Source organism: Streptococcus sp. HMSC078H12 (assembly GCF_001814615.1).
Taxonomy (GTDB): domain Bacteria; phylum Bacillota; class Bacilli; order Lactobacillales; family Streptococcaceae; genus Streptococcus; species Streptococcus salivarius_F.
The window spans coordinates 63,188-81,322 of record NZ_KV817320.1; the positions used below are offsets into that span (position 1 = coordinate 63,188).

An 18,135-nucleotide genomic window follows, 5' to 3' on the forward strand; every position below is an offset into this window, starting at 1 on the left:
TATTATTAACCATTTGTAAGGATAGGAGGAGTAACTTGTCTTTTAAAGAATCAATCATTGCAAAACTTTGGTGGTTTTTCAAGTTAGAAAAACGCCGGTATATTGTCGGGATTTTGGCACTGAGTCTGGTTTCGGTTCTCAATCTGATTCCTCCTATGGTTATGGGGCGGGTCATTGATGCTATCACATCGGGAAAATTGACCAATCAGATCTTGCTTCTGAATCTCGTATATTTGCTTTTGGCAGCTCTGGGGATGTACTATTTGCGCTATGTTTGGCGCATGTATATCTTGGCGACTTCTTATCGCTTAGGCCAGATTATGCGTTCACGCCTTTTTGAGCATTTTACTAAGATGTCGCCTTCTTTTTATCAAAAGTACCGAACTGGGGACCTCATGGCCCATGCAACCAATGATATCAACTCTTTAACCCGCTTGGCTGGCGGGGGCGTCATGTCAGCCGTGGATGCCTCTATCACAGCCTTGGTAACCCTAATCACCATGTTTTTCAGCATTTCCTGGCAGATGACACTGGTGGCTGTCTTACCCCTCCCCTTCATGGCTTTTGCGACAAGTCGTTTAGGACGCAAGACCCATAAAGCTTTTGGAGAATCCCAGGCAGCCTTTTCAGAACTTAATAATAAGGTCCAAGAGTCGGTATCAGGTATCAAGGTAACCAAGTCTTTTGGCTATCAGGAGGCTGAGCTTCAGTCCTTCCAAGAGACCAATAAGATGACCTTTAAAAAGAATATGCATACCATGAAGTATGATAGCCTTTTTGATCCTTTGGTCTTACTCTTTGTTGGCTCATCCTATGTTTTGACCCTTCTTGTCGGTGCCTTTATGATTCAGGCTGGTCAGATAACGGTCGGAAATTTGGTAACCTTCATTACCTATTTGGACATGCTGGTTTGGCCTCTAATGGCCATTGGCTTCCTCTTTAATATCACACAGAGAGGAAATGTGTCCTACCAACGTATTGAAAATCTTCTGGAGCAGGAATCAGATGTTCAAGATCCTGCGCACCCTCTCCCAAGTATTGAAAATGGTCGCTTAGAATATGCGATTGACCGCTTTGCCTTTGAGGATGAGGATACTTTGAGAGATATTCATTTCACCTTGGACAAGGGGCAAACCCTTGGTTTGGTTGGACAGACTGGCTCAGGAAAGACGGCCCTTGTCAAGTTGCTCTTGCGGGAGCACGATGTTAATCAAGGAGCCATCTATTTGAATGGTCATAACATCCGAGATTATCGCCTATCAGACTTGCGTAGCTTGATGGGCTATGTTCCTCAAGACCAGTTTCTCTTTGCCAGCTCCATTTTAGACAATATCTGCTTTGGTAATCCGGATCTCTCCTTTGACAAGGTAGAAGAAGCGACTAAGTTAGCTCAAGTTTATGATGACATCAAGGATATGCCTGAAGGCTTTGAAACAATCATTGGTGAAAAGGGTGTCAGCCTATCAGGCGGTCAAAAACAACGTCTGGCCATGAGTCGGGCCATGATTTTGGATCCAGATATTTTGATTTTGGACGACTCCCTATCTGCGGTTGATGCCAAGACAGAATATGCTATTATTGACAATCTCAAACATACCCGCAAGGACAAGACAACTATCATTACCGCCCATCGTCTGAGTGCGGTGGTGCACGCTGACCTTATCTTAGTCATGCAGGATGGTCGTATCATTGAACGTGGCCGTCATGAGGATTTGCTAGCTAAGGGTGGTTGGTATGCCAAGACCTATGAGTCTCAACAGTTAGAAATGGAAGGAGGAGAAGAAGATGATGCCTAATCAAAACCAATGGTCTGTGTTTAAGCGTCTCTTGACCTATCTCAAGCCTTACAAATTCTTGACCTTTCTAGCTTTAGCCTTCCTCTTGTCCACAACGGTTATCAAGAGTATTATTCCCCTTGTGGCCTCTTATTTTATTGACCACTATCTTCATGATATGAATCAGGCGGCAAGTTTAATTCTGATTGGTTACTATGGTCTTTATCTTTTGCAGACACTAGTTCAGTATTTGGGAAATCTCTTTTTTGCGCGTGTGTCCTACAGCATTGTCAGGGATATTCGCCGAGATGCCTTTGCCAATATGGAGAAACTAGGCATGTCTTACTTTGACAAAACTCCAGCAGGCTCTATCGTTTCCCGCTTGACCAATGATACAGAGACTATTAGTGAGATGTTCTCAGGGATTCTGTCTAGCTTTATTTCGGCTATCTTTATATTTGTTACCACCCTTTACACCATGATGATCTTGGACATTCGTCTGACCGGGCTTATTGTGCTCTTTCTTCCTCTGATTGTTCTTTTGGTTAATCTCTACCGCAAAAAATCAGTGGTCATCATTGAAAAGACCAGAGCCTTGCTTTCAGATATAAATGCCAAACTGTCAGAGAGTATCGAAGGGATTCGCATCATTCAGGCCTTTAACCAAGAGAAACGCCTCAAAAAAGAGTTTGATGCCATTAATGAGGAACACCTGATTTACGCCAGCCGTTCCATGTCACTGGATTCTCTCTTTCTACGCCCAGCCATGAGTTTACTGAAGCTCCTGGGCTATGCTGTTCTCATGGCCTACTTTGGCTACCGAGGTATCTATTTGGGCATCACAGCGGGGACCATGTATGCCTTTATCCAGTACATTAACCGCCTCTTTGATCCCTTGATTGAAGTGACACAAAACTTCTCAACCTTGCAAACCTCGATGGTCTCAGCAGGTCGGGTCTTCGCCTTGATCGACGAGCGCACCTATGAACCTGAGCAGAGAGGCACAGATGCCAAGGTTACTGAGGGGAATATTCGCTTTGAAAATGTCTCCTTCTCCTATGATGGCAAGCACCAGATTTTGGATAATATTTCCTTCTCTGTCAATAAAGGAGAAACCATCGCTTTTGTCGGTTCTACAGGTTCCGGGAAATCCTCTATTATCAACGTGTTTATGCGTTTCTATGAGTTCCAATCAGGCCGAGTTCTTCTTGACGGTGTGGATATTCGCGATTATAGTCAGGCAGAGCTGCGTAAGAACATTGGTCTTGTTCTTCAGGAACCCTTTCTCTATCATGGCACGGTTAAATCCAATATTGCCATGTATCAGGATTTAACTGATGAAGAGATTAAAGCAGCCGCTGAGTTTGTGGATGCCAATCATTTTATCGACAAACTTCCAGAAGGCTACGATGCTCCAGTTTCTGAACGAGGTTCAAGTTTTTCAACTGGCCAACGCCAACTTCTAGCCTTTGCTAGGACCGTTGCTAGCCAGCCTAAGATTTTGATTCTGGATGAAGCGACAGCCAATATTGATTCGGAGACAGAGGCTATTGTCCAAAATTCTCTAGCAAAAATGCGTCAAGGACGCACAACCATTGCCATTGCCCACCGCCTATCGACAATCCAAGATGCCAACTGCATCTATGTCTTAGACAAGGGCCGCATCATCGAACACGGTAGCCATGAGGAGCTCCTAGCCCTCGGCGGCACCTACCACAAGATGTACAGCCTACAAGCAGGTGCAATGGAAGGAGAGTAAGCTAATCTAGACCATAGATTCTATATTCGAAAAGATTTCTTAAAAATCAAAATCGAGTGGTGACATACATGTCACTACTTTTTTGTTGGCTTGCAACCTATAATAAAACCATAGCTTAAGAGAAAAAGCTAAAAAATAATATTTTAGGAGGTTGTTAGAATGACAACACAAACAATGAACAATTTTGAAACACTCGATCTCGAGGCACTTGCAAACGTTGAAGGTGGAAATAGATGTAAAGATTTAATCTTTGGAGGAGCTTTAACTGGCGCAGGTGCTGGATTTACAGGTGGTATGGCAGCATTTGGTGTTACAGCATTTCCAGGAGCATTTGTAGGAGCACATGTTGGAGCAGTTGCTGGTGGGCTAGCATGTATCGGAGCGAGCTTTTAGAGAGGTTAAAAAATGAATGTGACTAAGTATAATAAGATGTGCGATGCTGAGCTAGAAATTATTTCTGGTGGTGGGAAAGTTGGAGCAGTAATTGGTGGCTGTCTAGGTGGTATGCTCATGGCATGGGCAGCAGGACCTGTTTCCGCAGGGGGTTATACTATGATATGTGCTACTTCGGGGCTTGCAAATGCTTATTTTTGATGTTCCCGAAGTAAAATTATTCTTGCTGATAATAGCGGAGATTATATTATATTTGATTGCATATCTTAGTAATAGAAAAAACAAAGATATGTATATTCGCCTATTTAAAGTATCAGTACTAATGACGCTACTGTATTACATCTCCAGTAGAATGTAATCGCTAAGGTCTTTTTTGAGATCTTACAGCAGTATAAAAAAATACAGAAAGGAATAGAGTTTAATGTAATAGCTTATTCAGTTTACAAGACTGACTGAGGTTATTCATAATTTAGGTGTTTTATCATGAAGTTAAAGAATGTTAGTTCGAGAGTATTGCGATTTTCTAGGGTCGTCACTGCTGTACTGGCAGTTTTCCTTATAAGTACCAGTATTTCTCTCTACAAAAGCAAGACCTCTCCAGAGATTTGGTTAGCAGTCGGAGCACTAGCTTTAGTAGTCATTTTTGTAAATGGGCTGCTCTACCATATTCTTAAGAAGCGTCCAGATTCAGTGAATCCGTTAACAATACGGCAGTCCTTCATTGTCTTTCTGGTCATCTCATTTCTAGTGCTTTGTGTAGAGTTTTACACATTACTTACATTCAGTGATACCACAGACCGTATAGTACTAGCCGTATTAATGCTTTTGTTAATCCTCTGTGATTTTCTAGCTTATTTGCAAGTCAAAAAATATTTTAAAAGATAAAAGGTATCTATAATCATGACTAAAAAACACCTAGTATCTCTAATGATGTCTATGGGCTTCATCCTTGTTGCCTTACATAACTTGGGAGAAAAACTGAATTTTGGACTTCAATGCCTAAATATTATTGGGTTATGTCTTTTTCTCTTTCTTATGTGTACGATTATCAAGGATATAAGGTCAGACAAGTAGTGACATTTATGTCACTACTTTTTTATCGGCTTCCAATCTATAATAAAAATCATAGCTTTGCACAGAAAGCTAAAAACACTTTAAGGAGAAAAGTATGTTCAAAAACTCAAAACCGTATTTACTGGCTACCATTCTCATCGGAATGGGCCTCGCTAATCTATTTAGAAGTTTGGATGCAGTCCACCATACCATTAACTTGTTGGGGCTAACCTTGCTTCTTTATAGTCTGCTTTTTAAAAAATGGACACAATTTAAGAAATAATGTTGAGTCCTAGATAATCCGATTACTTGTGTTTTGTCACTATCTTGAGAGGAAAAGACTCTAAAGCTCACTCTAACCCCACCATTCAGAAAATATAGTAACCGTTTGTGACATTATTCAATTTACGTTGCATAAAAGTGTTACAATAAGAAAGTGATTAATGAAACATGTGAAAATTAGAGTGAATTTCCAATGTTTGAAGGATATTCTTCTATCGTATAGACAAAACTTGCAGGGTCTGGGTCTTCAAAAAATGTCATGAAAGGAGGATTACTATTGGAACAATTTGTTATTTCTAGAAAATATATTAAATTTATCGTGCAAGTTATTTTGGCTGTCTGTATTCAATGTGTGATAACATTTTTCTGGCATCAAGAAAGAACATTTTTATTTTATACCTTGTCACTTTATGTTTCTTCATCGCTCTCTGATGATCTTAGTCAGCTGATTTGTAGAAATGAGAAGTGATGTCGTTACTCTAGTCTGTCACGATTAATGTGATATTTACGAGGTTTTAGCTATTCTAGATTCAGAAATAATAGCCAATCATTTCTATGATAATACCTTATAATTTGTTTAAATAGTCCTAGTAAAAAAGGAGTTAAAATGGTGATATTACAAAAATTTAGTTCTGCTGTGTTACGTTCGTTACGTGTCCTATCAGCAATCCTAGGAGTAGTCATTGGGAATATAGCTTTAAATGCCCTATCTAATCAGCATCCAATCTGGATTTGGCTACCTCTGGCATTGCTATCAATCTTTTTACTTGTGTTGCCCCTGTTGATTAAGCAAGAGCTTGACCGTCGTCCACTTGAAGAACGACAGTTTACTCTTAAACAAATTTACGCTGGTATGGGCTTGGCGCATTTGGCTATAATTTTAGCTGGTATTTATCGTTTGCTGACGGTGAGAGATGCCGAATGGCGTCTAATCATTATTGTTGTGATTGTTTTGGATATTTGTTTGCTAGCTTTTCTGACACCTAGAGTGCTTAAAGTTATTAAACAAAGTGAACGAGGCTAGAATTCAGTTTATGATAGACACGCCTATAAAAATTGCGATGCTGTAAGTTCTTATCTATGCTTTGGTAACTTTCTAGGTGTTGTGAAAACTTTCTGTTTGAGAGAACCGTGAGGTTTAAGTTTTATGTCAAAAAATCTACGTGCCATTACGGCCATTGTTTTGTCCCAATTGCTTATTGAGTGGATGGGATTCTTTTTAGGTATTCCTCTAAGTAAGATTCTGGTTTTAACAGTACTTAGCAGTCTAGCAGAGATTTTGATGCATCTTTTCCTAATCAAAAAATCTAAAGTTACTTTGGGCGATAAAGAGATATGGCATCAATACTTTTTATTCTTTAAGAAGACGCTGTGGCTCTCCATTTTGTTAGTTGCCATTTTACTTTTTTATACGCTGACTAAATCTGATAGCTTTATGCTTTATTTTTAATGGCATATCTTTGTGTTGTTCCACTGTCTTGGCTACATCATTTGTTTAAATAACATTAAAATGAATCGTAAAAATTGAAGACTAAATCTTGTTTATTTCCACACAATAAAAAAATCCCATGGGAGTTCTCATCCTATGGGATTTTTGCGATAAAGACTAATAAGGCAATGTCATCTGACTTTGGCTTAGGTCCACAGTTAATTCGTAGTCACTATTGTCACGAATGGTGTGCTCAAAGTCTGTGGTATAGAGAACAAGTCGGAGTTTGTCGCCCTTGTTGAGTTTGTAGATGGTTGGTTGCAAATCCAAACCGATAGTCATCCATTCATTTGGAGTGACATCCTCAATGGTGAGGAGGTCTTTACGATTTTGCAGGTTAAGGTGTCCCTTGGTAATGACACGGTATTTTGCCTGCTTGAATGGCAATTCACGTAAGGCTTCTTCCTTGAAGAGACGGCCATTATCTAAATTCATGCGTTTGAGTGCGGGAATAGGTGCGAGATACTTCTTGTCACCCATTTCCAGAACTTGGGCCGAAATGAGACCACGGTTTGTGCTAGATTTGACTTTGAGCTCTAGATGGACACGGCCATTAATCTGGATGTCTTGGTCCAGTTCAAAGTCCAAGGTAATGGCATTGGCTTTGTCTGCAAAGAGGGCATCCTTGAAGCTTTGGTATGCTTTACCGTATTTGGTGAAGGTTTCCTCTTTATAATGGTTAGCGATGCTGGCTTCAGTCTCACCAAGCTGAATGCTTTTACCATTGTCGTGTCCAAAGTTATCGAGAACTTCCCAGGTCTGTTCAGACTGGTTGTTTTGCCAGATAACAGTAGGCAGTGTGTAGCCATTCTCCAAACCAAGGAGTTTCTGACAAATCAAGGCGTTCATGCTTTCTCGGAAGTCAATAGACTGCCAAGCATTCATGTAAACGTGGGCACCATTGTGGAAGAAGAGGTGTTTTTCAAGAGAGTCTGGAAGAGCATTGAACATTTGATAGACGTTAATCGGTTTGACATTCCAATCTTGGCTACCATGTGTAAAGACAACAGTAGCTTTAACACGGTCTGCGAACTGCACATAGTTACGGTCATGCCAGAACTGGCTATAATCACCATGCTTACGATCAATGGCTGTGCTTAGCTCTTTGAGGTAGGCTTGGTAGTCTTTTTGGTGGCGTAGGTATTCTCCAGCTAATAGGGCACGAGAATAGGTAAATTCAGTCAAGGTGTCGAGATCTTCACCAGGATAGCCTCCAGGACTGACGAGGAGTCCATTTTCACGATAGTAGTCGTACCAAGAAGAAATACCTGCTTCAGCGATAACCATCTCCAAACCGTCAACACCAGTTGTAGCAAGGGCGTTGGACATGGTACCCAAGTATGAAAGTCCAGTAGTAGTCACCTTACCAGATGCCCAATCTGCAGTGATGGTATGCTGTCTACTACGACTAGTAAAGGCGCGTGCACGACCATTGAGCCAGTCAATGACAGCTTTATAGGCCAGAACTTGTTGATAGTCTCCAGAGGTCATGAAGCCTTCAGAGTTGAAGGTACCAACACCCGATACATAGATAGAAGCCACACCACGAGCCAACATGTAATCGTTAAGCGTGTAGGTATCTGTGTGAGCAAAACGCTCCTGAGCCTTTGTGACAGGATTGATAGGCGTAAGGTCTGCCTCTGGTGTCTTGATTTCTGGTTGGCTAAGGGAGATTTCACCTGCTGGTTTGACGAGCAAATCACCTTCCATCTTGTGGGTGAGCTTATCTGAAGCAGGCTCGTTAGTCCCTTGTTGATAAGGGCTTGCGGTCATCATGGCTGGAACTGGGAAGTCCACATCAGGACGTAAGATAGTCACCTTGACCAAGTCTAACTGGCCATCTTTATCGGTATCTACAGGTGTTTCGACATAAACCACCTCACGGTGAAGCTGATTAGTGTCAAATGTTGCCAAGCTCTTACCATTAAAGAAGACGTAGTTATTACTTGCAGGGATTAAATCCTGAGCTACTAACTGATCAATTAAGGTATTGCCAGACTGTGTGCGTGTTGCCAACAACTGGTGCAGGTTGTTAAGGCTACCATCAAAAGTGATTGGAAAAGCCATTTCCTCTAGGAAAGCAACACTATCTGTAAAGTCTACATTAGGGACAAATCCTAGCATTTGAAGAGCTACCAAACCAAAGACGTCAGCAGTCAAAGGACGGTCTGATTGGAAGAAGGTTAGGAGATCAGTCTCTGTATCAGCAATCCAATTTTTCAAAGCTAAATCAGTATCTTCAAAGAAAAGGAAGTGCTTGCGAACAAAAGCCTCAAAATTAGCTTTGGCACTAGCGTTTAAAGAGACTTCAAAGCCCAAAGAACGAAGTTCCTGACAAGCAATTTCAGGATTAACAGGGATGTAACTAAACTGGTTAAATTTCATACTTTAAAACCTCAAAAAAAGAATACGTAAACATTTCAGAAATATCTTTACATCAGACATTATACTTGATAAAATGATAGATGTCTAAATTATTGTAAAATGTGAAAGGAAATAAAGAGACAAATGAATGATTTTCTAAAAGAAGCGCTCAGTCATGATTGGATTATGAAGTACATTACTGAGTTTATTGGGACAGCTTTGATGGTTGCACTTGGTAATGGTTCGGTTGCCAATGTTGAGCTTAAAGGGACTAAGGGTAGTAAGTCTGGATGGCTTGTTATTGGTTTTGGTTATGGTTTTGCGGTAATGATGCCAGCACTTATGTTTGGTGATGTTTCTGGTAACCACATCAACCCAGCCTTCACACTTGGACTTGCTGCATCTGGCTTGTTCTCATGGGTAGCCGTTCCAGGTTACTTGATTGCTCAACTTCTCGGTGCTTTCTTAGGACAAGCTATCGTGGTTTGGGTTCACCAACCTTATTATCTTCAAACTGAGAATCCAAACAACATCCTCGGTACCTTCTCTACAATCTCTGCTGTTGATGATAACTCAGACTCAGAGGAAAATCACAAACGTGCTTGGCTTAATGGTTTTGCCAATGAGTTTGCGGGTTCATTCCTTCTCTTCTTTGGTGCTCTTGCCTTGACTAACAACTACTTTGGTCACAAATTAGTCTCACAAGCAGTTCAATATGGGTATGATAAAGAAGCTGTAACAGGTCAAATGGCTAATGGTGCACTTGCGGTTGCCCACATCGGTGTTGGTTTCTTGGTTGCAGCCTTGGTTATTTCGTTTGGTGGTGCAACAGGTCCAGCTCTTAACCCAGCCCGTGACTTGATGCCACGTCTTCTCCACCACATTTTGCCAACAACAGTTCTTGGTGAGCACAAAGGTGATTCTAAATGGTGGTATGCATGGGTTCCAGTTGTGGCTCCAATCTTAGCAGGAGTTTTAGCTATAGCTTTGTTCAAGTTCCTCTACCTTTAATCAATACAAAAAATCTGAAGTTAGTGCTTCAGATTTTTTTATGCTTAAAATTTTGAAAGTAATAAAAAACTGAGAAAATATTCTCAGTCACATTGGATTAGTCATTACTAGAATGGTAGCACCTAAGGTGTAAAGATTCCATAAAACATGAAGTGTGATACTTGCAGATAAGTTTTCTCTTTTTTGGTAGACCATAGAGAGAGCCAAGCCCATTCCGATATAAAGAGTGAGGTAGGCAAGATTAGTTGGCATATGAAAGAGACAAAAGAGCCCAGTGCTGACTAGCACAGCTGTTTTCGAATAAGGAGCTAACCAGGTGAAAATCCACTTGCGAAAGAGGATTTCTTGGAGGAAGGCTGCCGAAATCATACCAATGGCTACTGGAAGGATAGGCGTTGTTGTGAGCGTCTTTTGAAGTTCTGCATGGTAGTTGGTATGGGTTAGTAGCATAAGATTACTGCCAATGACTCCCATCAAGAAGATAGTGAGAAAGCCCCAGATAATTGCTTTAGCATCCTTGAGGTCTAGTCTAAAACGAGTCATCAATCCTTCACTCTTTGCCCAGAGATAGGTAAGGTAAAAAATGATGAGATTGATAGCGATGACTCCCCAGCTTTCAAGCTTCGTAAAAGTCAATCCAGTCTGATTGTTATATAAGGTTGTCATACCTAAGGTGATGTTTGGGATAGCTATCATCAGCAGTAAAAAAAATCCCTGATAGGCATGTCTAAATGCCAGATTATTGACAAGAGTTTTCATAGACTCTATTATACTCTAAAATGAGGAAAATGCTAGCCCCAAAGTAAAGATAATGTAATGATTTTCATAATTTGTGTGAAAGAAAGTGAAAAAATTACAATACTGTTTTTTCTTAGGAAAATCCTTGTCACACAAGCTCTTTTCGGATAAAATAGAGAAGAATGGAGGTTGTCATGACGCAATCAGGGAATTTTAAGTTTCACACACCAATCTTTCGTGTGAATAATAGACAGGAAAATATTGATTTTTACCAAAATACATTAGGATTTAAGCTTTTGACTGAGGAAAATGCCCTTGCTGTCTTCACAGATTGGACAGACCGTAACTCACTTTTTGTGATTGAGGAGTCACCAGCTTATCGTTGTCGCGCTGTTGAAGGTCCTAAGAAAATTAATAAAGTGGTCATTAAAGTCTCAAATCCACTTGAGATTGAATACCTTTTGGCGCGTGATGATCACCAAGCCAAGGCTATTTTCCAAGGGGAAAAAGGGTATGCCTTTGAAACAATCTCACCTGAGAATGGTCTTATTTTGATGCATGCTGAAGATGACTTGTCTACTCTCAAGACAGTTGAATACGCAGATGTTGAAGAAAAAGAAGATTTCAAAGGAGTGTCAGACTTTACGGTTGAGTCTTTGACCTTGAACGTTGTTGATACAGCCCAAGCAGCTTTCTTCTACGATAATCTTTTTGGCGAAGAATTGCCTTTGTCTATCCACTTTGAAAAAGCAGAAGGTCCTGACCTCCAAGTGAGTTCAGACCAGACTTGGGATTTGGAAATTCTAGAGTTTAAGGTAGCAGAAGACTATGACTTGGTTGCCTTGCATGATAAACTTGAAAAAGAACAGTTCTCTAGTTACCTAGACAGCAAAGGGAACTTGCTCGCACTCACTGACATGAGCAATATTGAGGTTTGGTTTACAAAGTAATGACTAATTTTCAACAAACATTGTCAACAATTACAGACTACATCAAGGCTGACATCTTTCCAGGTGCCAGCCTTGCACTTTATGACGGACAAGATTGGCAGGAGCATTATCTAGGAACTCAGGATGGAAATCATCCGGTAGTTCCAGGACTGACCTATGATCTAGCTAGCGTTTCCAAGGTAGTCGGAGTTGGGACTCTCTGTCTTTTCTACTTACAAGCGGGAAAATTGGACTTGGATGAGAAACTATCGACCTATTATCCTGAAGTAGTGGATAAGACGTTAACCCTTCGTCAACTTCTTTCTCACAGTAGCGGAATTGATCCTTTTATTCCAAATCGTGATGACTTAGACCAAGAGGGCTTGATTGCTGCTATTAATGCCATCAAAGTTAAGGCTGATAAACCTTTCTTGTATACAGATATTAATTTTATTCTCCTAGGTTTGATGCTTGAGAAAGTCTCAGGACAAACACTGGATAAGCTTTTTGACTCCGAAATTTTCCAACCGTTTGGTATGTCTGAAACACGGTTTGGGCCAGTTGACCTTGCTGTTCCAACTGTTGAGGGGGTTCCGGGTGGGACTGTTCATGATCCCAAGGCTCGAGTTCTCAAAGAACACACAGGGTCGGCAGGTCTCTTTTCAACCTTAAAAGACTTAGAGATTTTTGTTAACCACTATTTGACGGATGATTTTGCTAAAAATATGACGCAGAATATCAGCCAATCCAACAAGGAACGTAGTGTCGCTTGGGACCTTAAAGGAGAGTGGATTCTTCATACTGGTTATACAGGTACCTTTGTTCTGATTAACATCCCAGCTCAACGTGCGGCGATTTTCCTCAGTAATCGTACTTACTACAAGGATGAGAGAGCTCAATGGATTAAGGACAGAGATGTTTTAATTGAGATAATGAAGAAGGAGTTGGTACATTCTGACAAATAAAAATAGAAGAGGGACATCTTTTAATCCTCTAGAAGGTGAGATTAGTGTCGGGGCGACACAATTGTTTATCTTTTTGAAGATATGTTTGATAGTCTTGTCTTATGTGACATTTGTATGGCTGAAGCATCTATTTGGTGTTGGTCAGGTCGGGCAAAAGGTGGATATTCCAAAAGTTATTGCTGTCATACTTTTGGTTGTGACATTTTATAGGATGTGGAATGGCATCTTATTTAAACTTTTTCATTTCTGTGGTTACCATGCCCGCCCCTTTGGAGAAGAGGATTACCGAGGTAGAACGTCATATATAGTATTTTTTGAAAAAACGACAGATGCCTACAAAATACTATATGATAAGCGCTCTCTTAGACATCAATTTCTTTATTTCCTAGCGACTCTTGGTAGACTCTACCTCTTAATCATCTTAGTTATTCTAATCGGTTATAGCTTCACCTTAGGAAAAGTTGGCTATATAATCTTCTTGCTCTTATGTGGTGTTTTGATTTTTTCTGTAAGATGGCTCATACATCTGAAAAGTCACTTTGTCCGTTATTTTAACTTAAAAGTTATCTCAGAGGAGTATTTTTACCCTATTTTTCTAAAGAAATAAAGACTAAAGTGATGCTTATACGAAGGGCTCACCAAGTTAATCAAAAATTACCATGTTTTGATTGGAATCATGAAGAAGGAGTTCATAATGGAACGGTCGCTTAAGCCACCTAAACAAAGTAGATTTGTCTCCTGGTTTCTGAGTCTTCTCTTTTGCATGCTTAACGGGAGTAGTCTCTTTGTCTGTGGTATGTGTTTTACAGTGGTGATCATTTTTTTGACGACGGATAGAGATGTAGACTCTTTTGTAGTTTTGGTATTTATTAGCTTGTTATCTAACCTTATTATTTCTTTTTATATTTTGATAAGAGAACTACTATACAAACTGATTCATTGCCTTGGGTATCGTGCCCAACCCGATTTAAAAGTCCTTCGTATGAGAAGAGGGTTTGATATTCATTTTCCTGTGTTTGAAAAGTATGGTCAAGACTATAAGTTGCTCTACAAGAGGCGTTCCAAGAAGCTTCAAATAGAGTATTTGCTTATATGTTTAGGGTACTTTTGTGCACTCACTCATATTGTGATTGGTTACGCCTTTATACTCAGGAAAATTCTGGAGTCCTTAAAATTGACATTTACCGACTTTGCTAGATATCCTGCTTTTTTAGTTTATATGGTAACGATGATCGTTATCATTATGGGAAATCGTAGCTGGAAAAAAATCACAGAGAGATTAAAAGCTAGAAAAAATGTGACAGTTCTAGCTGTCGAGCATGGTTATCCTATATTTGCGACAAAAGAAGAAGCTTAAGCAGTAGGTCAACTGCTTAAGCTTTTTTACTTATTAAGGATTTTTCAACAGTAATGTGTTGGATACCAGCTTCTTCAAAGATGTTACCGACTTCTTGATAGCCATTATTGAGGTAGAACTTAAGTGCACCGAGTTGAGCATGGAGAGAAATAGTCTGGAAGCCTTGTTCTTGTGCAAAATCTTCAGCTTCTTTTAGGAGAATGATCCCCAGACCTTGACCTTGGTAGTCAACAAGCACCGCCATACGTTGGAGGGTAACCTGAGTCAAGTCTTTATTCGGTAGTAGGCGTACGGTTGCTGCAGCCTTGCCTTTGTCATCATATAGAACAAAGTGGATGCAGTAGGCTTCATTCGCATCAATCTCGATGGAGCGAGGAACGCCTTGACCCTTTACAAAAACAGTGTTTCGGATGGCTACGGCATCGAGGTAAGTTTCTGAGAGTGTGTCTCTTGTATGTTTGATAATCATAGGGCAAGTGTAACAAAGTCTATAGTTAGTTGTCAATGAAAAAAAGCTCGATGCGAGGAGGTATCATCAAGCTTTTGATCTTGTTTTATTCTTTAATTTTTCGACCGTTTGTATCTTGGATAGGGCGGTTATTTTCAAATCCAAGGGTTTGGGTGAATTTTTCCACTTGTTCTTTGCTAACGGTTTCTTGATTCTTGAAGACAATCCAGTTAACACCCTCAGTACATGGAGGTGTTGTCAAGGAACCTTCGAAGTTGTAGTAGTCCTTGTCTTCAGGATAGAAATCGTCTAGTGATATAGCCTGAGGAAGCTCGGTTTCTGTATTGGCCGCCTGAGGCATTTTATCCCAGATTTGTTTTAAGGCTTGATTTTCATCGCCATAATTATAGAGAACTGAGATAACTGTGATTTTTCCATTATCTGTCTTATAGACGAAGTGCCCCTCTAGAGGATAAGTCTGACCATCAATTTCATTCTCACTAGGTGCGTGAAAATGAAACTGCTGTAATTTATAGACATCATCACCAATCGTTAGGGTATTCTTTGGATTTTTAAAGCTGACTTCAATCGTATGCCCGTTATTTTCAACTTGAGCTTCTGATTCTTGATTATTAAGGTTTAGTTCTGGAAGATCAACGTCCTCAGCTCCGGTGATATTGATCGGAGATTGTTCTTTACCATTTTTGCTGAGTTCATAATCTTTAGAAAGGTCACCCCAATGGTCTGGACCAGTAGCACCAGTATAACCCCATTGAACGTCCTTGGACTTTGAGGATTCGTTTTTTGTATCAGACTGGCAGGCTACGAGTAGGACAGTGCTTGCTACGAGAGAGACTAATCCAATTATCTTAAAACTTTTCTTATTCATTTGTCCTCCTTATACTCTTTAATCTTATAACAATGATAGTCTACGTGTTATTAGAAACCATCCGTTTAACAGTCATTGAGTATCGTTTCTCTAAGGTGCTTCTGAGAAGGAAGCGTTTGGAGATACCAAACGGAAACGCTTTTATTTTATAGCTAATCTGATGAAAAGTCAAATGTAAATGATAGTAGATTTAGAAAAATATAATGAAAACTAGTTTTTGGCAAAAATAAAAGAACCCGCTATTGCGAGCTCTTTAGTTATTTTATCCCAAAGCGTCGTCCATTGAAAGAACTTCGTGGAAGACACGTTGTGTCAATTCAGTTTTTTGTTCTGGAGTGAGGTATTTAGTGTTTACACAGTATCCAGAGATACGTACGATAACATCTTCACCGCTCATGATCTTTTCGTAAACGTCTGACAAGTCCATAACGTTCAAGTTAACGTGTTGTCCACCGTTTTCGAAGTATCCGTCAAGGATAGTTACGAGGTTGTCAACTTGTTCGTCGTGAGTCTTACCAAGGGCACGAGGTGATACTTGAGTAGTAAGTGAGATACCGTCAGCCGCATAACCGAAGTCAAGGCTTGCAAGTGAGTTCAAGTTTTGCAACCATCCACCTTTAGCTTTGTTAGATGGGTTAGCACCTGGTGAGAAGAATTCCAATTTAGACAAGTTCACTGAACCATCTTCGTTGAGGTATACCCCTTTGTGAACTGGAGAGTTACCAGTTTGTTTAGAGTATGCAACGTTAGAAGTGATTGTAAGAAGTGAAACTGTAGCTTCTGCATCTTTGTAGAGTTTGTGGCTACGAAGACGAGTAGTATAAGCTTCAATCAACCATTCTGCCAATTCGTTTGAACGTGGGTCATCTTCACCCCAACGTGGGTATTCACCGATTGTTTCGTAGTCGTAGATGTAGCCATCTTCGTCACGGATTGGTTTAACTGTAGCGTATTTGATTGCTGACAATGTATCAACAGTATTTGCAAAACCACAGATACCGAATCCCATGTTAGCACGTTGTTTAGTTGGCAAGAAGGCCATTTGAACAGCTTCGTAGTTGTACTTATCAGTCATGTAGTGGATGATGTTAAGGGCATCTACGTAAGTGTCAGTCAACCAGTCAAGAGATTTTTCGAAGTTAGCTTTAACAGTGTCAAAGTCAAGAACTTCGTCACGGATTGGATCGATGTCAAATACTTTGTAGTCTTTATGAACATCGTCGTAACCACCGTTCAAACCAGTAAGAAGGGCTTTAAGTACGTTAACACGAGCACCGAAGTATTGGATGTTGTGACGTTGTTCTTCGTTTTCTGGGTCAAGTGGTGATACACAACATGAGATACAGCTCATTTCACCGTATCCGTCTTTAGCCATAGTAGTTACACCTTCGTATTGGATAGAAGAGTGTTTGTGGCTCATGTGCATACAGTAGCGACGGAATGAGTAAGGCAATTTATCAGTCCAAAGAACTGTCAAGTTTGGTTCTGGAGAGTTACCGATGTTATCAAGAGTGTTCAAGAAACGGTAGTCCATCTTAGTAACACGGTGACGTCCGTCAGCACCCATACCAGCCATAGAAGTTGTGATGAATGTTGGGTCACCTGAGTACAATTGGTCGTAAGCTTTTGTACGAGCAAACTTAACTGTACGAAGTTTCATAACGAAATCATCAACGAATTCTTGGATTTCTGATTCAGTGTAAGTACCACGAGCAAGGTCACGTTCTGCATATACGTCAAGGACGATTGGCACACGACCAAGTGAAGTAGCGGCACCGTTGATTACACGACATACTGCCATGAAGGCGATGTTTGTCCATTGGATAGCTTCTTTAGTATCGAAGGCTGGACGACGAACATCTACACCGTAAAGGTCACCAAGGCGAACAACATCTTGAAGTGCTTGGTATTGAAGGTTAACTTCTTCACGAAGACGGATAGTTTCTTCGTCGATTTCTTTGATAGCATTCCAGTCGTTAACTTTTTCTTGCATCAAGTAGTCAGCACCGTAAAGGGCAAGACGAGCGTAAACCCCGATGATACGTCCACGTGAGTAAGCATCTGGAAGACCAGTAACTGTGTGAGCGTGACGTGCACGACGGATGTTTGAAGTGTAAGCACGGAAGATACCATCGTTAACTGTAGTCACGTATTTTGTGAAAATTTCGTGTACAGCTGGGTCTGGTTCATAACCGTGTTCTTTCAAAGCAGTTTCCGCCATACGGATACCACCTTTAGGCATGAAGTTCAATTTGAAGAGCTCATCATTTTGGATACCATAGATAAGTTCATCTTCTTTTGAAATGTATCCTGCGTCAATGTCAGCGATTGAAGTTGGACGAGTATCCATTGGGAAGCGTCCTTCAGCTTCATAGCCTGCTTTAGTTTCATCTACGATTTTTTTAATTTTTAGAGAGCGTTCAGTTGGTCCTGCAAGGAAGCTTTCGTCACCATCATAAGGTGTGTAGTTTGCTTGAACGAAACGTGAAACGCTAGCTTTTTCTTTCCAGTCAGTTCCTTTAAAGCCTTCCCACGCTTTTTCAAAAACATCTGTGTTAGTTTTAACCGTTGCCATAGTTTGGATCTCCTCTAATTCTAGTAACAAAATCATCTGTTACATTCTCTAGAAGTATTCTATCACACAGTAACCGCTTACACAACTTTAAAACTGTGTTTTTAGAGA

Annotated in this window: 18 protein-coding genes; 13 read left to right on the forward strand and 5 right to left on the reverse strand. The window is 40.4% G+C overall.

Annotated elements, in window-relative coordinates:
* The first annotated feature begins 35 nt into the window (after nt 1–35).
* The 8 genes from HMPREF2979_RS04660 (at nt 36) to HMPREF2979_RS04690 (ending at nt 6,712) form a co-directional block, all read left to right on the forward strand.
* Nucleotides 36–1,796 (forward strand): ABC transporter ATP-binding protein, encoded by a 1,761-nt coding sequence (locus HMPREF2979_RS04660; RefSeq protein ID WP_060971665.1) that lies wholly within the window; start codon nt 36–38, stop codon nt 1,794–1,796.
* Complete coding sequence (locus HMPREF2979_RS04665) at nt 1,786–3,534, forward strand: ABC transporter ATP-binding protein (protein WP_398584218.1); 1,749 nt, start codon at nt 1,786–1,788, stop codon at nt 3,532–3,534. The genes HMPREF2979_RS04660 and HMPREF2979_RS04665 overlap by 11 nt, the downstream gene beginning before the upstream one ends.
* A 159-nt stretch (nt 3,535–3,693) precedes the next feature.
* Entirely contained in the window at nt 3,694–3,927 is a 234-nt protein-coding gene (locus HMPREF2979_RS04670) for a Blp family class II bacteriocin (RefSeq protein WP_048674859.1), read from the forward strand.
* Between the two features lie 12 nt (nt 3,928–3,939).
* Nucleotides 3,940–4,128 carry a hypothetical protein gene (locus HMPREF2979_RS04675; protein WP_049553855.1) on the forward strand — a complete coding sequence of 63 codons (189 nt, stop codon included), beginning with the start codon at nt 3,940–3,942 and terminating at the stop codon, nt 4,126–4,128.
* A 282-nt stretch (nt 4,129–4,410) separates the two neighbouring features.
* The gene (locus tag HMPREF2979_RS10545) at nt 4,411–4,812 is read left to right on the forward strand and encodes a hypothetical protein (RefSeq protein WP_048674851.1); all 402 of its coding nucleotides are present in this window, start codon (nt 4,411–4,413) and stop codon (nt 4,810–4,812) included.
* Nucleotides 4,813–5,095: 283 nt separating this feature from the next.
* Nucleotides 5,096–5,263, forward strand: a complete 168-nt coding sequence (locus HMPREF2979_RS10305) for a hypothetical protein (protein ID WP_048674846.1) — start codon at nt 5,096–5,098, stop codon at nt 5,261–5,263.
* 606 nt (nt 5,264–5,869) lie between these two features.
* Nucleotides 5,870–6,286, forward strand: a complete 417-nt coding sequence (locus HMPREF2979_RS04685) for a hypothetical protein (RefSeq protein WP_070655380.1) — start codon at nt 5,870–5,872, stop codon at nt 6,284–6,286.
* Between the two features lie 123 nt (nt 6,287–6,409).
* Entirely contained in the window at nt 6,410–6,712 is a 303-nt protein-coding gene (locus tag HMPREF2979_RS04690; protein ID WP_261787291.1) for a bacteriocin secretion protein, read from the forward strand.
* A 156-nt stretch (nt 6,713–6,868) separates the two neighbouring features.
* Here HMPREF2979_RS04690 and HMPREF2979_RS04695 read toward each other — a convergent pair whose 3' ends face one another.
* Nucleotides 6,869–9,136 (reverse strand): Xaa-Pro dipeptidyl-peptidase, encoded by a 2,268-nt coding sequence (locus tag HMPREF2979_RS04695; RefSeq protein ID WP_070655382.1) that lies wholly within the window; start codon nt 9,134–9,136, stop codon nt 6,869–6,871.
* Between the two features lie 123 nt (nt 9,137–9,259).
* Between HMPREF2979_RS04695 and gla the strand changes: the two genes are divergently transcribed.
* Nucleotides 9,260–10,126, forward strand: a complete 867-nt coding sequence (gene gla / locus HMPREF2979_RS04700) for an aquaglyceroporin Gla (protein ID WP_021143668.1) — start codon at nt 9,260–9,262, stop codon at nt 10,124–10,126.
* A gap of 87 nt (nt 10,127–10,213) precedes the next feature.
* Here the strand turns inward: gla and HMPREF2979_RS04705 are convergent, their stop codons facing one another.
* Nucleotides 10,214–10,792, reverse strand: coding sequence for a CPBP family intramembrane glutamic endopeptidase (locus HMPREF2979_RS04705; protein WP_225791564.1), 579 nt, complete (start codon nt 10,790–10,792; stop codon nt 10,214–10,216).
* Nucleotides 10,793–11,058: 266 nt separating this feature from the next.
* Between HMPREF2979_RS04705 and HMPREF2979_RS04710 the strand changes: the two genes are divergently transcribed.
* The 4 genes from HMPREF2979_RS04710 to HMPREF2979_RS10310 all read left to right on the forward strand — a co-directional run bounded on the left by HMPREF2979_RS04710 (nt 11,059) and on the right by HMPREF2979_RS10310 (nt 14,115).
* Complete coding sequence (locus HMPREF2979_RS04710; protein ID WP_045772015.1) at nt 11,059–11,814, forward strand: CppA family protein; 756 nt, start codon at nt 11,059–11,061, stop codon at nt 11,812–11,814.
* Nucleotides 11,814–12,758: a serine hydrolase domain-containing protein gene (locus HMPREF2979_RS04715; protein ID WP_070655384.1), complete on the forward strand. Its 945-nt coding sequence runs from the start codon at nt 11,814–11,816 to the stop codon at nt 12,756–12,758. The genes HMPREF2979_RS04710 and HMPREF2979_RS04715 overlap by 1 nt, the downstream gene beginning before the upstream one ends.
* A 103-nt stretch (nt 12,759–12,861) precedes the next feature.
* The gene (locus HMPREF2979_RS04720) at nt 12,862–13,365 is read left to right on the forward strand and encodes a hypothetical protein (RefSeq protein WP_142255245.1); all 504 of its coding nucleotides are present in this window, start codon (nt 12,862–12,864) and stop codon (nt 13,363–13,365) included.
* An 87-nt stretch (nt 13,366–13,452) separates the two neighbouring features.
* The gene (locus HMPREF2979_RS10310; RefSeq protein ID WP_048674824.1) at nt 13,453–14,115 is read left to right on the forward strand and encodes a hypothetical protein; all 663 of its coding nucleotides are present in this window, start codon (nt 13,453–13,455) and stop codon (nt 14,113–14,115) included.
* Between the two features lie 16 nt (nt 14,116–14,131).
* Here the strand turns inward: HMPREF2979_RS10310 and HMPREF2979_RS04730 are convergent, their stop codons facing one another.
* From HMPREF2979_RS04730 to pflB, 3 genes are all read right to left on the reverse strand, one after another.
* Nucleotides 14,132–14,584 (reverse strand): GNAT family N-acetyltransferase, encoded by a 453-nt coding sequence (locus HMPREF2979_RS04730; RefSeq protein ID WP_070655386.1) that lies wholly within the window; start codon nt 14,582–14,584, stop codon nt 14,132–14,134.
* Between the two features lie 85 nt (nt 14,585–14,669).
* Complete coding sequence (locus tag HMPREF2979_RS04735) at nt 14,670–15,452, reverse strand: carbonic anhydrase (protein WP_070655388.1); 783 nt, start codon at nt 15,450–15,452, stop codon at nt 14,670–14,672.
* 262 nt (nt 15,453–15,714) lie between these two features.
* The gene (pflB, locus tag HMPREF2979_RS04740; protein WP_002891716.1) at nt 15,715–18,027 is read right to left on the reverse strand and encodes a formate C-acetyltransferase; all 2,313 of its coding nucleotides are present in this window, start codon (nt 18,025–18,027) and stop codon (nt 15,715–15,717) included.
* Nucleotides 18,028–18,135 lie beyond the last annotated feature (108 nt).

Excerpts from the sequence above, each read along its gene's own strand:
- HMPREF2979_RS04715 (WP_070655384.1), top strand. The coding sequence starts at position 11,814 with ATGACTAATTTTCAACAAACATTGTCAACAATTACAGACTACATCAAG.
- HMPREF2979_RS04665 (WP_398584218.1), top strand. The coding sequence starts at position 1,786 with ATGATGCCTAATCAAAACCAATGGTCTGTGTTTAAGCGTCTCTTGACC.
- HMPREF2979_RS10310 (WP_048674824.1), top strand. The coding sequence starts at position 13,453 with ATGGAACGGTCGCTTAAGCCACCTAAACAAAGTAGATTTGTCTCCTGG.
- HMPREF2979_RS10545 (WP_048674851.1), top strand. The coding sequence starts at position 4,411 with ATGAAGTTAAAGAATGTTAGTTCGAGAGTATTGCGATTTTCTAGGGTC.
- HMPREF2979_RS04735 (WP_070655388.1), bottom strand. The coding sequence starts at position 15,452 with ATGAATAAGAAAAGTTTTAAGATAATTGGATTAGTCTCTCTCGTAGCA.
- HMPREF2979_RS04675 (WP_049553855.1), top strand. The coding sequence starts at position 3,940 with ATGAATGTGACTAAGTATAATAAGATGTGCGATGCTGAGCTAGAAATT.
- HMPREF2979_RS10305 (WP_048674846.1), top strand. The coding sequence starts at position 5,096 with ATGTTCAAAAACTCAAAACCGTATTTACTGGCTACCATTCTCATCGGA.
- HMPREF2979_RS04685 (WP_070655380.1), top strand. The coding sequence starts at position 5,870 with ATGGTGATATTACAAAAATTTAGTTCTGCTGTGTTACGTTCGTTACGT.
- HMPREF2979_RS04730 (WP_070655386.1), bottom strand. The coding sequence starts at position 14,584 with ATGATTATCAAACATACAAGAGACACACTCTCAGAAACTTACCTCGAT.
- gla (WP_021143668.1), top strand. The coding sequence starts at position 9,260 with ATGAATGATTTTCTAAAAGAAGCGCTCAGTCATGATTGGATTATGAAG.
- HMPREF2979_RS04695 (WP_070655382.1), bottom strand. The coding sequence starts at position 9,136 with ATGAAATTTAACCAGTTTAGTTACATCCCTGTTAATCCTGAAATTGCT.
- HMPREF2979_RS04705 (WP_225791564.1), bottom strand. The coding sequence starts at position 10,792 with ATGACAACCTTATATAACAATCAGACTGGATTGACTTTTACGAAGCTT.
- HMPREF2979_RS04690 (WP_261787291.1), top strand. The coding sequence starts at position 6,410 with ATGTCAAAAAATCTACGTGCCATTACGGCCATTGTTTTGTCCCAATTG.
- pflB (WP_002891716.1), bottom strand. The coding sequence starts at position 18,027 with ATGGCAACGGTTAAAACTAACACAGATGTTTTTGAAAAAGCGTGGGAA.
- HMPREF2979_RS04670 (WP_048674859.1), top strand. The coding sequence starts at position 3,694 with ATGACAACACAAACAATGAACAATTTTGAAACACTCGATCTCGAGGCA.
- HMPREF2979_RS04710 (WP_045772015.1), top strand. The coding sequence starts at position 11,059 with ATGACGCAATCAGGGAATTTTAAGTTTCACACACCAATCTTTCGTGTG.